This is a genomic window from Sciscionella sediminilitoris (genome assembly GCF_000737195.2).
Taxonomy (GTDB): domain Bacteria; phylum Actinomycetota; class Actinomycetes; order Mycobacteriales; family Pseudonocardiaceae; genus Sciscionella; species Sciscionella sediminilitoris.
In genome coordinates, this window is sequence record NZ_JALM01000024.1 from 1 (window position 1) to 14,487 (window position 14,487).

At 68.0% G+C, this 14,487-nt stretch carries 18 protein-coding genes; 12 read left to right on the forward strand and 6 right to left on the reverse strand.

Annotated features, from left to right (window positions below):
• Positions 1–37: 37 nt before the first annotated feature.
• Positions 38–514 (reverse strand): DUF6474 family protein, encoded by a 477-nt coding sequence (locus tag AD72_RS12220; protein WP_031466597.1) that lies wholly within the window; start codon positions 512–514, stop codon positions 38–40.
• A 54-nt stretch (positions 515–568) separates the two neighbouring features.
• On the opposite strand from AD72_RS12220, the gene AD72_RS12225 reads away from it, so the two are divergent.
• Complete coding sequence (locus tag AD72_RS12225; protein WP_231644805.1) at positions 569–2,164, forward strand: TM0106 family RecB-like putative nuclease; 1,596 nt, start codon at positions 569–571, stop codon at positions 2,162–2,164.
• Between the two features lie 3 nt (positions 2,165–2,167).
• Here AD72_RS12225 and AD72_RS12230 read toward each other — a convergent pair whose 3' ends face one another.
• Positions 2,168–3,166 (reverse strand): LacI family DNA-binding transcriptional regulator, encoded by a 999-nt coding sequence (locus AD72_RS12230; protein WP_031466599.1) that lies wholly within the window; start codon positions 3,164–3,166, stop codon positions 2,168–2,170.
• Positions 3,167–3,279: 113 nt separating this feature from the next.
• Between AD72_RS12230 and AD72_RS12235 the strand changes: the two genes are divergently transcribed.
• The 9 genes from AD72_RS12235 to AD72_RS12275 all read left to right on the forward strand — a co-directional run bounded on the left by AD72_RS12235 (position 3,280) and on the right by AD72_RS12275 (position 10,928).
• Positions 3,280–4,305, forward strand: coding sequence for a substrate-binding domain-containing protein (locus tag AD72_RS12235; RefSeq protein ID WP_031466600.1), 1,026 nt, complete (start codon positions 3,280–3,282; stop codon positions 4,303–4,305).
• Between the two features lie 88 nt (positions 4,306–4,393).
• Positions 4,394–5,377 (forward strand): ABC transporter permease, encoded by a 984-nt coding sequence (locus AD72_RS12240; protein WP_031466601.1) that lies wholly within the window; start codon positions 4,394–4,396, stop codon positions 5,375–5,377.
• Complete coding sequence (locus tag AD72_RS12245; protein ID WP_031466602.1) at positions 5,374–6,180, forward strand: ATP-binding cassette domain-containing protein; 807 nt, start codon at positions 5,374–5,376, stop codon at positions 6,178–6,180. Before AD72_RS12240 ends, AD72_RS12245 begins: the two co-directional genes overlap by 4 nt.
• A 156-nt stretch (positions 6,181–6,336) precedes the next feature.
• Complete coding sequence (locus AD72_RS12250) at positions 6,337–7,191, forward strand: type III secretion system chaperone family protein (protein ID WP_343123705.1); 855 nt, start codon at positions 6,337–6,339, stop codon at positions 7,189–7,191.
• A gap of 50 nt (positions 7,192–7,241) precedes the next feature.
• On the forward strand, positions 7,242–8,021 hold the full coding sequence (locus tag AD72_RS12255) for an SDR family NAD(P)-dependent oxidoreductase (protein ID WP_031466604.1): 780 nt from the start codon (positions 7,242–7,244) through the stop codon (positions 8,019–8,021).
• An 18-nt stretch (positions 8,022–8,039) separates the two neighbouring features.
• On the forward strand, positions 8,040–8,717 hold the full coding sequence (locus tag AD72_RS12260) for a hypothetical protein (RefSeq protein WP_051898537.1): 678 nt from the start codon (positions 8,040–8,042) through the stop codon (positions 8,715–8,717).
• 64 nt (positions 8,718–8,781) lie between these two features.
• Positions 8,782–9,339 carry an orotate phosphoribosyltransferase gene (pyrE, locus tag AD72_RS12265; protein ID WP_425480764.1) on the forward strand — a complete coding sequence of 186 codons (558 nt, stop codon included), beginning with the start codon at positions 8,782–8,784 and terminating at the stop codon, positions 9,337–9,339.
• A 52-nt stretch (positions 9,340–9,391) separates the two neighbouring features.
• Positions 9,392–10,264 carry a LemA family protein gene (locus AD72_RS35260; protein ID WP_082468903.1) on the forward strand — a complete coding sequence of 291 codons (873 nt, stop codon included), beginning with the start codon at positions 9,392–9,394 and terminating at the stop codon, positions 10,262–10,264.
• A gap of 10 nt (positions 10,265–10,274) precedes the next feature.
• Positions 10,275–10,928, forward strand: coding sequence for a TrmH family RNA methyltransferase (locus tag AD72_RS12275; protein ID WP_031466608.1), 654 nt, complete (start codon positions 10,275–10,277; stop codon positions 10,926–10,928).
• A 78-nt stretch (positions 10,929–11,006) separates the two neighbouring features.
• On the opposite strand, the gene AD72_RS12280 is transcribed toward AD72_RS12275, so the two are convergent.
• From AD72_RS12280 to AD72_RS12285, 3 genes are read right to left on the reverse strand one after another with little or no spacing between them, the layout of a single operon-like run.
• On the reverse strand, positions 11,007–11,645 hold the full coding sequence (locus tag AD72_RS12280) for an aminodeoxychorismate/anthranilate synthase component II (protein ID WP_031466609.1): 639 nt from the start codon (positions 11,643–11,645) through the stop codon (positions 11,007–11,009).
• A gap of 25 nt (positions 11,646–11,670) precedes the next feature.
• Positions 11,671–11,826, reverse strand: a complete 156-nt coding sequence (locus AD72_RS37155; RefSeq protein ID WP_197284944.1) for a hypothetical protein — start codon at positions 11,824–11,826, stop codon at positions 11,671–11,673.
• Positions 11,826–12,692, reverse strand: a complete 867-nt coding sequence (locus AD72_RS12285; RefSeq protein WP_231644807.1) for a class E sortase — start codon at positions 12,690–12,692, stop codon at positions 11,826–11,828. Before AD72_RS12285 ends, AD72_RS37155 begins: the two co-directional genes overlap by 1 nt.
• A gap of 161 nt (positions 12,693–12,853) precedes the next feature.
• Between AD72_RS12285 and crgA the strand changes: the two genes are divergently transcribed.
• Together crgA and AD72_RS12295 are read left to right on the forward strand one after the other, a co-directional pair.
• On the forward strand, positions 12,854–13,120 hold the full coding sequence (gene crgA, locus AD72_RS12290; protein ID WP_020496810.1) for a cell division protein CrgA: 267 nt from the start codon (positions 12,854–12,856) through the stop codon (positions 13,118–13,120).
• A 49-nt stretch (positions 13,121–13,169) separates the two neighbouring features.
• Positions 13,170–13,613 carry a PH domain-containing protein gene (locus AD72_RS12295; protein WP_197284945.1) on the forward strand — a complete coding sequence of 148 codons (444 nt, stop codon included), beginning with the start codon at positions 13,170–13,172 and terminating at the stop codon, positions 13,611–13,613.
• A 43-nt stretch (positions 13,614–13,656) separates the two neighbouring features.
• Here AD72_RS12295 and AD72_RS12300 read toward each other — a convergent pair whose 3' ends face one another.
• The gene (locus AD72_RS12300; RefSeq protein WP_037345570.1) at positions 13,657–14,394 is read right to left on the reverse strand and encodes a rhomboid family intramembrane serine protease; all 738 of its coding nucleotides are present in this window, start codon (positions 14,392–14,394) and stop codon (positions 13,657–13,659) included.
• Between the last annotated feature and the right edge of the window lie 93 nt (positions 14,395–14,487).

The window sequence follows — 14,487 nt, forward strand, 5'->3', positions numbered from 1 at the left end:
CAACACAACCACTCACAAGCTGTTCGTGACTGAGTGACTACTGAACGACGCCGAGGCGGGCGAGCAGACCGGCTTCGACGATGTCGAGTTCTTCCGCGACGGCCCGGTGCGCGGCGCGGCGGCGGGCCGTCGGCATACGTTCGGCGGCGCGCACGGCGGTGGCGAGCTTGTCCAGGGTGGACGCGGACCGCGTGGCGAACCGCAGATCGTCCTCGGTGCGCTCGGCGGATTCGGCGAGCTCGCCAACGGCCGAACGCAGCCCGTTGATCCGAGCGTGCATGGCCGCACCCCGGCCGGTGTACTCGCCGAGCTGGTCGACGGCGATCCCGAGGCGCCGCGCGCGCAACCGGTCGTAGCCGTCGCGGGCATAGGCGGCGGCCTGGGCGGCGTACGGCGCGACCACGGGCAGCACGCTCGGGGCGAGCACCCTGACGACCTTGACCGCGTTCTTCGCCTTGCCCGGGGTGATCCTCGGCGTCTGCTCGGCCTCACCGGTCTTGTCCTTGCGTGCCATGCGGCTAACGTACCGCGCTCGGCGATTGTCAGTGGGTGCCCATACTCTGGCCGGGTGAGTTCGTCCCCAAGCACGCCGCTGCTGGACGCCGGAGTGATCAACCGGTGCCGGCATCGCGTGCACCTCGAGCACGACCCCGAGGCGGTGCGCCCGGAAGTCCCCGCCGATCCCGCGGCCGAGCAACGGCGCGCCGATCGCGCGGCCCATCTGGCCACGGTTCTCGGGGTGCTCAGCGAGCGGTTCGGCGCGCAGCTGGCCGAGGGTGGGCCGGACGGCACACTCGACGCCCTGCGCGAAGGGGTCGCCCTGATCTCCGGGGCGGTGCTGCCCGCGGACCGGGACGCGGGCCGCCGTGGTTCGGTGCCGCTGCTGATCCGGACCGGCGAGGGCTACCTTCCCGTGCTCATCGCGCACCACCGGATCACCGATCCCGGAGAGGGCGCCCGCACCGCACCGTTGACCAGTCCCTGGTACCGCTGCGCGGGCACCGATCCGCACCGCAAGGCGCGCGCACACTCCGGTGACCAGCTGCGCCTCGCCCACGCCTGGCGGCTGCTCGAGGCCACCGGATACGCCGCGCCGGGCCGGGCCCGCGGCGGGGTGATCGGGCTCGACGCGGATGTGGTGCTCTGGCACGACCTCGAGGCGGCGACCTGGCCAGGCGGGCACACCGCGCTCGCCGAGTACGACACCAGGTTCGCCGACCGGCTCGCGATCGCGAACGGGTCCAGGGACACCGCACCCTCCCGGATCATGGCCTGCCGCCGCTGCCCGTGGTGGTCGCAGTGCAGCGAGCAGCTGACCGAGCAGCGCGATGTGAGCCTCGTGACCAGCGGAAACGATGCCGATCAGCTGCGCGCGGCCGGAGTGCGCACCATCGATGAGCTCGCCGCGACCCACTACACCGCGCGAATCGAGGGGTTCACCGGCCAGCTGCGCGAGGCGATCGCCCTGGCCAGGGCCTGGCTCGCGGACGCGACGGTGATCCGCAAGGTCGGCGAGGTCCAGGTGCCCCGCGCGGATGTCGAGGTCGACGTGGACATGGAGAGCTTCGGGGACGCGGGCGCGTACCTGTGGGGCTGCCTGCTCACCGGGGAACCGATCGGCATCGAACCCGGCTACCACCCGTTCGCGACCTGGGATCCGCTGCCGAGCGGGGACGAGGGGCGTTCCTTCGCCGAGTTCTGGGCATGGTTCTCCGAAGTGCGCAGGCGTTGCGCCGAACGCGGGTTCAGTTTCCGCGCCTACTGCTACAACGAGCGCGCGGAGAACCGCTGGCTGCTCTCCTCCCCCGAACGCTTCCCGGATGTGGCGGGGATGCCGGGCCAGGCGCAGGTGCGCCGGTTCATCGAATCCGATCAGTGGGTCGACCTCTACGCCTGCGTCTCCGAACAGTTCCTCTGCGCGCGCGGCAAGGGACTCAAGGTCGTCGCCCCGGTCGCCGGGTTCAGCTGGCGCGATCCGGAGGCGGGCGGGGAGAACTCGATGCGCTGGTATCGCGAGGCGGTCGGATACGGCGGCGGGGAGACGCATCCGGACCAGCGGGACCGGATCCTGCGCTACAACGAGGACGATGTTCGGGCCACCCAGGCCCTGCGCGAGTGGATGTCCAAGGAGGCGAACGGACTGCCCCATCTCGACGAACTCTGAGGCTCAGCACCCACAGGACTTGCGGCCGCGGAACTCCGCGGGAAAGCGCACCGTCTCCGGTTCGCGTTGCGGGTCGGCGAGCCTGCGCACCAGCATGTCCACCGCGGCGCGCCCGATCTGATCGACCGGCTGAGCCATCGTGGTCAGCGGCGGATCGACCAGTTCGGCCCAGTCCATGTCGTCATAGGCGGCGATGGCCAGATCCTCGCCGATGCGCACCCCTTCGGCCCGCGCGGCGTGCAGCACCCCGGCGGTCATCACGTTGTTGCCGGTGATCAGCGCGGTCGGTGGCGGGTCGAGGATGCGCAGCTGGCGCAGGGCGTCGCGGGCCCCGAGGTTGGACGAGTTCCCGCTGATCACCAGCGCGGGATCCCAGGCGAGCCCGGCACGGCCGAGTCCGAGCCGGTACCCGAGCACCCGCTCCTGACTGGTGGTCAGTTCCTCGGCACCGCTGACCATGCCGATCCTCGTGTGCCCGTGCCCGGCGAGATGCTCGACGAGCTTCGAGGTCGCCTGCACGTTCTCCGGTCCGACCTGGTCGAGCGCGCGCCCCGCGGGCAACCGGTCCACCAGCACGGTCGGCATACCGAGCCGGATCAGCTCGGGAAGCACCGAACTGCGCGCGGCCGAGGACGGGGTGAGCAGCAGGCCGTCCACCCGGCGCGAGCGCAGCGCGCGCACCGCGGTCCGCTCGATCTCGGTGTCGTCGTGGGTGTCCATCAGCAGCAGCGTGTACCCGGCGGCGGTGGCCTGCGATTCGATCGCGGCGAGCAGTTCGGCGAAGTACGGATTGGTGACCACCGAGATCGCCACGCCAAGCGAACGGGTGCCGCCGGTGACCAGCGAGCGCGCGATGGCGTCCCCGGTGTAGCCGGTCGACTCGATCGCGGCGAGCACCCGTTCGCGGGTGTCCGGGGCGACCTTGCGCGTCTCGTTCAGCACGTGCGAGACGGTCGTGATGGAGACCCCGGCGAGTTCGGCGACCTGTTTCATCGTCACCATGACAACGCCCTCCGTACACAGTCCGCATTCGTTTGCGCAAACGCTTGCCTAGCGTACAGGGCCGTTATTACGGTGCGCACCGACCACGCAAAGCCCGAGCGAAGGAGCTCGTCGTGCGCGTTCCAAGAAGGCGGTCGGTCCGCGTACTCGCGGCCGGCTGCGCATTCCTCATCCTGGCCACCGCCTCCGGCTGCACGAGCAAACGCTACTGGGGCGGCAACACCTCCAGCGGTGGCCAGGCCACGATCGGACTCGTCACCAAAACCGAGAGCAATCCCTACTTCGTGGCCATGCGCAAAGCGGCCGAGGCGGAGGCGAACAAGCTGGGCGCGAAGCTCTACGCGCTCGCGGGCAAGTTCGACGGGGACAACGAAGGCCAGGTCACCGCGATCGAGAACCTCATGCAGCGCGGGGTGAACACCATCCTGATCACCCCGAGCACCGCGACCGGGGCCGTCGGCGCGATCCGTGAGGCACGCAAACGCGGCATCATGGTGCTCGCACTCGACTCCGAGACCGAACCCAAGACCGCGGTGGACGCCACCTTCGCCACCGACAACTACAAGGCGGGCCAGAAACAGGGCCAGTACCTGCGTGCGGCGGCCGGTGACGGGCAGCAGAAGGTGCTGATGATCGACGGCACCGACGGATCCTCGGTCAACACCCAGCGGCGCACCGGGTTCCTCAACGGGTTCGGGATCGCCGAGAACTCCCCGGCGATCCTCGGTCACCAGTCCACGAACGGCGACCAGAACAAGGCCCAGCAGGCGACCGAGAACCTGCTGCAGCGCGACGATTCGGCCACCGTCGTCTACAACATGAACGAGGCCAACGCCCGTGGATCCGCGGCCGCGCTCGCCTCGCGCGGACTGCTCAAGAAGGTCAGCTTCGGCACCATCGACGGCGGCTGCAGCGGGGTCGCCCAGGTCGCGGCGGGCGGCTACAACGTCGACGTCATGCAGTTCCCCGCCAAGATGGCCCGGCTCGGCGTCGACGCGGGTGCCGAGTTCGCCCGCAGCGGCAAGAAACCGTCCGGCTTCCACGACACGGGCTCCGAACCCATCGCGGCACAGCCCGTTCCCGGTGTGCCCACCAAGGACCCCGCATGGGGCAAACAACACTGCTGGAGCGACAAATGAGCAGGTCAAATGCTGTCGTGCGTGGTTGTGTTGGTTCTAACCAACACAACCACGCACGACCGGGAATCGGGGGTGCGCGGTGGCAGCGGTGACGCAGGATCAGGCGAAACGGTTCGACCCCGGCGAGATCTTCCGGCGTTCGCCCGTGGTGGGCCCGCTGCTCGCGCTCGTGGTCGCCATCGTGGTGTTCTCGGTGTCCACGGACACGTTCCTCAACCTGGACAATCTCTCCCTTGTCGTGGAGCAGTCGCTGGTCATCGGCACCCTCGCACTCGGACAGACGCTGGTGATCCTGACCAACGGCATCGACCTGTCGAACGCGTCGAACGCGGTGCTCGCGACCCTGATCATGGCGATGCTGGTGGCCTCCGGGACGACCTCGGGCTGGCTCGGCCTCGTCACCGGCATCGTGGCCTCGGTGCTCATCGGGTTCCTCATCGGCATGCTCGTGACCAGGGCGAAGCTGCCACCGTTCATCGTCACCCTGGGCTTGTTCACGATCCTGACCGCGCTCGGCAGGCTGTTCGCGAGCGGGCAGTCCGTGCCGGTCAAGGGCGGGGTGCTGGCCTGGCTCGGCACCGAGAGCTACCTGTTCGGCGGTATTCCGGTCACCTACGGCATGACCTTGGCGCTGATCATGTTCATCGTCGTCTGGTACGCGCTGGTGCGCACCTCCTGGGGCAAACACGTGTACGCGGTCGGCAATGCTCCGGAGGCCGCGCGGCTATCCGGGATCAACGTCGGGCGCACCGTGCTCTCGGTGTACATCGTTGCCGGGCTGATCTACGGCATCGCCGCCTGGCAGGCGCTCGGCCGGGTGCCCAACGCCGACCCGAACGCCTTCGAGACCGGCAACCTCGAATCGATCACCGCCGTCGTCATCGGTGGCACCAGCCTGTTCGGTGGCCGCGGCGGAGTCACCGGAACCCTGGTCGGCGCGCTGATCGTCGCGGTACTGCGCTCCGGACTCACCCAGCTCGGGGTCGACGACCTCTACCAGGAGGTCGCCATCGGTGTCCTCGTGATCGCCGCGGTCGCGGTGGACCGGTTCGCACGACGGAGGCAGCCATGAGCATCACCGCACGCGGGCTTTCCAAGCGCTACGGGCACGTGGTCGCCATGGACAAGACCGACTTCGATCTCACCGACGGCGAGGTGCTCGCCGTGGTCGGGGACAACGGCGCGGGCAAGTCCACCCTCATCAAGACACTGTCCGGGGCGGTCATCCCGGATGAGGGCAGCATCGAGCTCGACGGGAAACCGGTGCGCTTCCGCGGCCCGCTGGACGCACGCAGGCACGGCATCGAGACCGTCTACCAGGACCTCGCCGTCGCGCCCGCGCAGGACATCGCCAGCAACCTCTACCTCGGCCGTGAACGCAGGCTGGGTGGCTGGCGTGGCCGGGTGCTGCGCCACCTCGACCGCAAGGGCATGCGGGAGCACGCCCAGCAGGTGCTCGATGAGCTCGGTATCGGCATCAAGTCGATCAGCCAGGCCGTGGAGACCCTCTCCGGAGGTCAGCGCCAGGCGGTCGCGGTCGCCCGCGCCGCCGCGTTCGGTACCAAGGTCGTGATCATGGACGAACCGACCGCCGCGCTCGGGGTCGCCGAATCCGCGAAGGTGCTCGAGCTGATCGGGCGGATCCGGGACCGCGGCCTGCCCGTCGTGCTGATCAGCCACAACATGCCGCACGTGTTCGAGATCGCCGACCGCGTGCACGTGCACCGGCTCGGCAAACGCGTGGCCATCGCCGACCCGGGACGGCACAGCATGAACGAGGTCGTCGGCCTGCTCACCGGGGCGCTGCGAATGGACGAGGACGGCGCGGTCAGCGAGGTGTCCGGAGCGGTGCACACCGGACTCGACCCCGACTGACCTGGTCAAACACCGGCTTGTGAGTGCTTGTGTTGGTTCTAACCAACACAAGCACTCACGAACCCAAAGTGACCTGTGCGGGGGATTGACTGGGCCGGTTGGGCGAAACGCCGCACCCGGATCACGAAAATGATCTTGGTGGCGACTACTCTGCGCATGGTGGGACTTCCAGCGTGGTTGTGGTTCATGATCGCCGTACTCGCTGCCGGCGCGGGCGCATATCTGCTGCTGCGCGGCCGCACGGTGCAACATTCGGTCGACAAGGAGCGCCGCAAGTGGGCCTCGCTTCGCGGCTGGCAGTACGTGGACGAGGACGGCCGCCTGCTCGACCAGTGGAGCGGGGGCGCGATCGCGTACTTCGGTGGCCAGTCGGCCGTGGATGTGATCGCGGGCTCGACGTTCACCAGTGACGGCAGGCGCCCGGTCTTCGTGTTCGACCAGGAGACCGAGGGCCAGATCGACACCACCGTGGCTGCGGTCCGGTGCCGTCGCCAGTCGCCGGCGCTGATCGAACTGTGGCTGCCGAACGTGCCGTTCCAGCGCGACCAGATGCCCGATCTGCTCGGCCCGGTCGGCCAGCGCTACGCCTTCGTCTCGGATGTGAACACTGCCCGCGCGATGATCACCAGGGACCTCGTGGACATCGCCGACGGTCTCGGCGAGGACGTCACCGTTGTCTGGCTCGAGGCCGACTGGGTGCTCGCCGCGATCTCGCCGGACGCACCGCCCGCCCGCCTCGAGCGCCTGCTGCGCGACCTCGGCGAACTCGCCGACCTGATCGACCCGGTCGACCAGGCGCCGAATCCCGGCAGGCATGCGGAACCCTCCCAGCAGCAGGAATTCCAGGCACCACAGCAGGATCCGCAGCAGCAACAACAGCCGCAGCCGACCGCGATCCAGCAGCCCGCCGAGCCCGACCAGGGTGCCACCCCGCAACCGCGCACCTCGGACGACGAGGGCAACGAGCAGTCGAACCCCGGTCCGGCGGCCCAGCTCAACGGCAACAACTGAAATCCGCCGAACCCGCGAACACGCGCACCCGAACGCGTTACGGTTGACCCATGCCGACAGCCTTGATCACCGGGGCGACCGCGGGTATCGGTGCCGCGTTCGCCCGCAAGCTCGCCGCCGAGCGGTATGACCTGGTCACGATCGCCCGCACCGAAGCACGTCTGCGGGAGCAGGCCAAGCAGCTGCACGCCGAGCACGGCATCGAGGTCGAAGTGCTGCCCGCGGATCTCGCCGATCCGCAGCAGCGTGCCCGCGTCGAGCAGCGCCTCGCCGACGAGCACCGTCCCATCGATCTGCTGGTGAACAACGCGGGTTTCGGCACCCGTGGTCGATTTGTCGACACAGACCGGGAACGGCTGCAGGAACAGCTCGACGTGAACGTGGTCAGCGTGCTCCGGCTCAGCCACGCCGCGCTCGGCCCGATGCTCCGCAGGGACGCGGGCGCGGTCGTCAACGTCTCCAGTGTCGCCGGGTTCTTTCCCGGGACCGGCGCCACCTACTCGGCGACCAAGGCCTATGTGACGGCCCTTTCCGAAGGACTCGCCGCGAATCTCGCGGGGACGAACGTGCGGATGATGGCGCTGTGCCCCGGATTCACCAAGACCGAGTTCCACGATGCCGCCGGGGACGACATGTCCGAGGTACCCAAGCAGCTGTGGCTCGACGCGGACCGGGTGGTCGCCGACTGCCTCGCCGATCTACACCGCGGCCGCCCCGTCTCGGTGCCGAGCCTGCCGTACAAGGTACTCACCGGATTCGGCCAGTACGTGCCCCGTCCGCTGCTGCGCATCATCACCAAGCAGGCCACCAAGGGTCGCGAGCGGACCTGACCGGAGAACCACGAAGACATGCACAACAACTGGTGGATCTACGTCCTCATCGCGATCGGCGGCCTCGGCTGGGCGTTCATCCAGTACAAACTCCGCGAAAAGCGGGTGCGAGCCGTTTCTGCCTACGCTTCGCGGCACGGATGGAACTTCGTCCGGGTCAACCGCGAACTGGGCAACCGGTTCCGCGGCGAGCCCTTCGGCAAGGGACACCGGCGCACCGGGAACCTCGTGGTCACGGGGGCACACCGGAACCGGTACTTCACCGCCTTCGAGTACACCTTCAAGACCACCGAGGGAAGCGGGAAGGACCGCCGCGAGGTCACCCACTACTACATGGTCGTCGCGGTCACCCTGCCCGCACCGCGGCCGATGCTGCAGGTCAGCACGGAGAACTTCGCCACCCGGATGTTCGGCAATATCGGCATCGGCCGGGATCTGCAACTGGAGAGCGAACAGTTCAACGAGCGGTTCCGGATCAAGACCGACAACGACAAGTTCGCCTACGACGTACTGCATCCGCGCACCATGCAGTGGATGCTCGACGATCAGCGGTTCAGCCAGCAGCCGTTCCGCTTCGAACGCTCCGACCTGCTCACCTGGCGCAAGGGCAAGATCGAGCCGCAGCACATCGACGGGTATCTCAACTACCTCTGCGATATCGGGGACAGCGTTCCGCAGTTCGTCTGGAAATCCTGAGCCGCGCGGGTACCGGAGCCCGTCCGGAGTCCGCTGTGCGAAGATCGCCACCGTGGTGAGCGTGGTGAATGGCGGGGCATACGAGAAAGACCGTTCGGAACTGAGCAGGCTGGTGCGCGAGCTCTCGGTCGTGCACGGCGAGGTCACCCTCGCCTCCGGGAAGACGGCGGACTACTACGTGGACATGCGGCGGGCGACGCTGCATCACGCCGCCGCTCCGTTGATCGGCAGGCTGATGCGCGGGCTTACCGCCGACTGGCACTACGTCGCCGCGGGCGGGCTGACCCTCGGCGCCGACCCGATCGCCTGCGCGATGCTGCACGCCGCGGCCGCCGAGGGCACCGTGCTCGACGCCTTCGTGGTGCGCAAGGCCACCAAGGAGCACGGCATGCAGCGCCGCGTCGAGGGCATCGAGGTCGCCGGCCAGCCGGTGCTCGCCGTCGAGGACACCTCCACCACCGGTGGTTCGGTACTCAGCGCCGTCGAGGCACTGCGCGAGGCGGGAGCCGATGTGGTCGGCGTGGCCACCGTCGTGGACCGGGACACCGGGGCACGCGAGGCGATCGAGGCGCAGGGGCTGCCGTACCGCTACCTGCTCGGCAAATCCGAACTCGGACTGTAAAAACGCGCACTCGGCACCCGAACGCCGGTCCTTACCGGTAGCCTGCCCAATCGTGAGTACTGGTGCAGTAATCGGCATTATCGCCGCGGTCGTCGTGTTGTTGCTGATCATCGCCGTTTGGCTGATCAGCATGAAGAACAAGTTCGTACGGCTGAACGAGACCGTCCGCGAGTCATGGCGCCAGATCGACGTCGAGCTCGAGCGAAGGCACACCCTGATCGGCAACCTCGTCGAGACGGTCAAGGCCTCCGCCCGCTTCGAACAGCAGACGCTCACCCAGGTCGTGCAGGCCCGTTCGGCCGCGATCGCCACCCGCGGTCAGGGCCCGACCATGCAGAGCCAGGCCGAGCAGCAGCTCAACGGCGCGCTCAACCACTTCTTCCAGATCAGCGAGAACTACCCGGACCTCAAGGCCAGCGCCGATTTCCGGGCGCTACAGGACCAGATGGTCGAATGCGAGGACCGGATCGCCGCGGGCAGGCGCTTCTACAACGGCAACGTGAAGACCTACAACGAGCGGTTCGGCACCTTCCCCACCAGTCTCATGTCCGGTGGTTACCAGAAGGCCGACTACTTCCAGGTCGATGATCCGGTGGTGCGCCAGGCGCCCAATATGCGCGGGATGTTCGACGACCTGAACGGTCCGCCGCAGCCGCAGTTCGGCGGACCGCAGCAGCAATACGGCGCGCCACAGGGGATGCCGCAACAGCCGCCGATGCCCCAGCAGGGAATGCCGCCGCAGCAGCTTCCGGGTGGTCCGCAACAGCAGCCTCCGCAACAACAGCCACCGCAGCAGCAGCCGTATGGCCCCGGTCCCGGGCAGCCGTACCCGCAGCAGGGGCAATATCCGCAACCGGGCCAGTACCCCCAAGGTCAGTACCCGCAGCAGGGCCAGCCCGGCTACGGCCAGCAGTGGCGTGGTTGATCGCGATCACGTGAACGAGGTTCCCACCCCAGGGCCGACCGAGTGGGCCGCCGAACAGGTCGGGGTCGGCCCCTGGACCGGTCGCCTCCCCGAGGGCGAACACTACGATCCGCAACTGCTCGCCGAGGGCGATCGGCGCAACGTCGTCGACCACTACCGCTACTGGTCCCGGGAAGCGATCGTCGCCGAGCTCGACACCCGGCGAAACCCCTTTCACGTGGCGATCGAGAACTTCCAGCACGATGCGAACATCGGCACCGTGGTGCGTACCGCAAACGCTTTCCTCGCCGAAGCGGTGCACATCGTTGGCCGGAAACGCTGGAATCGGCGCGGCGCCATGGTCACCGACCGTTACCAGCACGTGTTCCACCAGCCGGATGCCGAGGCGCTCGCCGAGCACGCCCACGAACACGGACTCACCATCGTCGGCGTGGACAACACCCCCGGTTCCACCCGGATCGAACAGACCGAACTCCCCCGCGCCGCGATCCTCCTGTTCGGCCAGGAAGGGCCCGGGCTGTCCGCGGCCGCGCGCGAACACGCGCGGATGTGCGTGTCCATCGCCCAGTTCGGTTCCACCCGCTCCATCAACGCCGGGGTCGCCGCGGGTATCGTCATGCACACCTGGATCCGGCAGCACGCCGACCTGTCCGAAGCCTGGTGAATCCGGGCCCGGCATGGTCGTGCGTGGTTGTGTTGGTTAGAACCAACACAACCACGCACAAGGCCCTGTTTGAGCTGGTCAGCCAGCTTGCTGGGCGAGCGAGCGCATGCCCTGTTCGAGTTCCTCGACGAGTGGGGCGGGCACGTCGAAACCCGCCTGCCGCAGCCAGTTCGCCAGCATTCGGTGCCCGCCATCGGTGAGCACGGATTCGGGGTGGAACTGCACCCCTTCGAGCGGCGCCTCGCGGTGCCGCATCCCCATGACGACCCCGCCTTCGGTGCGCGCGGTGACCTCGAACTCGGCGGGAACGGTCTGCGGGAGAACGGTCAGCGAGTGGTACCTGGTCGCGGTGAACGGGTCGGGCAGCCCGGCGAGCACGCCGTGACCGGAATGGTGCACCTGGCTGGTCTTGCCGTGCATGAGCTCGGCAGCCCGATCCACGGTGGCCCCGTACGCGACACCGAGCGCCTGGTGCCCGAGGCACACGCCGAGCAGGGGGGTCCCGGACTCGGCGCAGGCGTGCACCATGTCGATGCAGACTCCGGCCCGTTCCGGGGTGCCCGGTCCCGGGGAGAGCAGCACCGCGTCGAACCGCGCAGCAGCATCGGCGCCGATCGCGTCGTTGCGCCAGACCTCGGGCCGCACGCCCAGCTGGGCGAGGTACTGCACGAGGTTGTAGACGAAGCTGTCGTAGTTGTCGACGACGAGTACCCGCATGGTCCAACCGTAGCGGGTCGGGCCATCAATCGATCGTGACGTCGTTGAACGGAAGCAGTGGATCCACCGCGGGGAAGATCACGAACAACAGCAGCGCGATGATCCCGAGCACCAGCCCGAGCGCGCACAACACCCGGACGGCGAGCGGTCCGGGAAGGTGGCGCCATATCCATGCGTACATCAGTCGGTCTCCCCGAGCTCCGGCGGCATCGAATCGCCGTTCTTCTCGTACGACTTGACCAGCACACCGTGCAGAATGAGCCGTTCCCGCGCGGAGAACTTCGGATGGCAGGTGGTCAGCGTGATCAGCGAGGCCTGTGCTTGCGGGACCACGGCGTTCGAGGGCTGTCCGGGAATCGGGTCGATCACCTGCCCCTGATCCGGTTGCACGATGTCCCTGCCGTGCACATCCCGGTAGGCGCCGCCGAGCGGTTGCACCCGGGATTTCGCGCACCGTGGTTGCGCACCGCGCCCCTGCGCCCAGCCGCCGACCTCATCGGCCTTGGGCAGCATGCGGTAGACGTACCAGTGATCCGCGGTCTCCACCACGATCGCGTCGCAGGACTGGACGAGGTCGAGATCGTTGAACGGGGCTCCGCGCCCGACCCGGTGCCCGGCGATGGCGAAGTTGCCGCGCTGTCCCGGCATCGCCGTATCCCGATAGTGCCCGGGACCGGCTTCGAGGTCTTTCGCGTTGGTGCCTTGCACGACCGAGAAGTGATAGTCGGGCCCGAGTGCCGGGATGTAGAGGCGCGCAAACGCTTGCCCGTCGAGCGGACCGAGGCCGTTTCCCCGGTTGTTCTGCCACTGCTGCTCGAGCCGTTCGGTGACCTGGCGCTGCTTCTGTGCCGAGAACCAGTCGGTCACGTAGACCTCGTAGAACACGAACAGCAGGACGATCACCCCGAGGGTCACCAGCAGTTCGCCGAGCACCCGCAGGATCCGCGCACCACCGCCACCACGACCGCTCCCGTGCGCAGGCGGGGCCGGAGTTCGTGGTGGCCCCTCGAACGTCCGCCCGTCTTGTTCAGCGGTTCGATGTGTCACGGACACCTCGTCGTGGCGATCGGTTGGCTGGCGTCCCCACGCGGCGCTCCGCACCGGGGACCTGCGCAGCGGTGTTCGGTTACGTTAACGTATTGGCAGGCAGGAGGTCGCGCAGTAGCCGGGACCCGCCGTTGACGTCGTAGGGAAGCTCGAGGATTCCGATGCCGAAATCAAAGGTCCGCAAGAAGGCGGTCTACACCCCGCCCGCAACCCAGAACACGCCGAAGAAGGCGAAAGCGGTAGGACCATCGCATCCCGCGTACGTCGCCGTGATGCTCGGACTCATCCTCATCGGCCTCGCCTGGATGATCGTCTACTACCTGGCCAGCGACCGGATCACGTTCATCGGCGATCTCGGCTCGTGGAACCTGCTGATCGGCTTCGCGCTCATGATCGCCGGCCTGCTGATGACGATGAAATGGCGTTGACCAGCGGAAACACATATCTGTAAGCCAATCCCCAGTGTGGACATCGCCTGTGGACAACTCTCCGATTAATCCACATGTCACCAGGGTCTCGTGGACAACTCCGGTCGGCGCGGTCGTCGTCTCGGTCCTGGCCACGGTGGTGTCCGTGCTGGTCGCGGTGCTCAGTTCGGCACGAGCGGGAGTGCTCTTCTGGAGCCTTGTCGCGATCGTGTTCGCCGCCTACACCGTGCACTGGCTGCGCGCGCGTCCACGGCTGAGCGCGGACCCGTCCGGCATCACCGTCCGGGGAACCCTGCACACCTATCGCCTCGACCACGGCCAGGTCCGGGTCGGGCTGCGGTCCACGCGCCGGCTCGGACGGACCGGTCAGCTGCTCGAGCTCGACGGCATCGACACGCACGGTGAAGAACGGCTCGTCCTGCTCGGCCGCTTCGACCTGGGCGCCGAGCCGGACGAGGTGCACCGCCAGCTGACCGCACTTCGCGCATCCTGACCAGGCCAAACGCTTGCTCGTGAGGTTTGCATGCCTGGGTTCGCTAGCTGCTCGTGGTGCAGAGCCACTGCGCCTGGTTGCAGATCGTGACCTCGGAGAGGGCGGATGTGCGCAGCACGCAGATGAGCACGAGTACCGCGAGGATGGCGATGATGGTGCCGATCTGAATGGCGGTCCGACGTTTCGCGGGCGCGTAGACCATCGCGGCCATGGTGAGCGCGCCGATGATCAACCCGCCGACGTGGCCCTGCCAGGAGATCCCGGTGACCTGGAACGAGATGACCAGGTTCAGCACGATCACGAACAGGACCGATTTCGGGTCGAGTTTGAGGCGTACGACCGCGATGAGCAGCGCGCCCATGAGCCCGAACACGGCCCCGGACGCCCCGGCGACCTGCGTGCCCACCGGGGAGAGCAGGTAGGCCGCGACTCCGCCGCCGAATAGCGCGGTGAAATAGAGAGCGGTGAACCGGATCCGGCCGAGCACGACCTCGACTTCGCGCCCGATGATGTACAGCGACACCATGTTTAGCACGATGTGCAGCAGTCCGAAGTGCAGGAATCCGGACGTGAGCAGCCGCCACCATTCGCCATGGGCGGCGACGAAGGCGGGGAGCAGGTCGAGCTGGACGAACAACGGCGTCCGCGTGTTCTGCATGACGCTCTGTGACTGATACGCGGTGATCACGTACATCAGTACGTTCACCGCGATCAGCACGAACGTGACGACCGGTGGCCCTCTTCGGATCGGTGCCCCGGCGACCGTGGTCGGGGCACGCATGGCCCCGGCCGCCTCGCGTATGCAGTCGACGCACTGATAGCCGACCGGTGCCTCGCGGAGGCACTCCGGGCAGGCCGGCCGACCGCAGCGAGT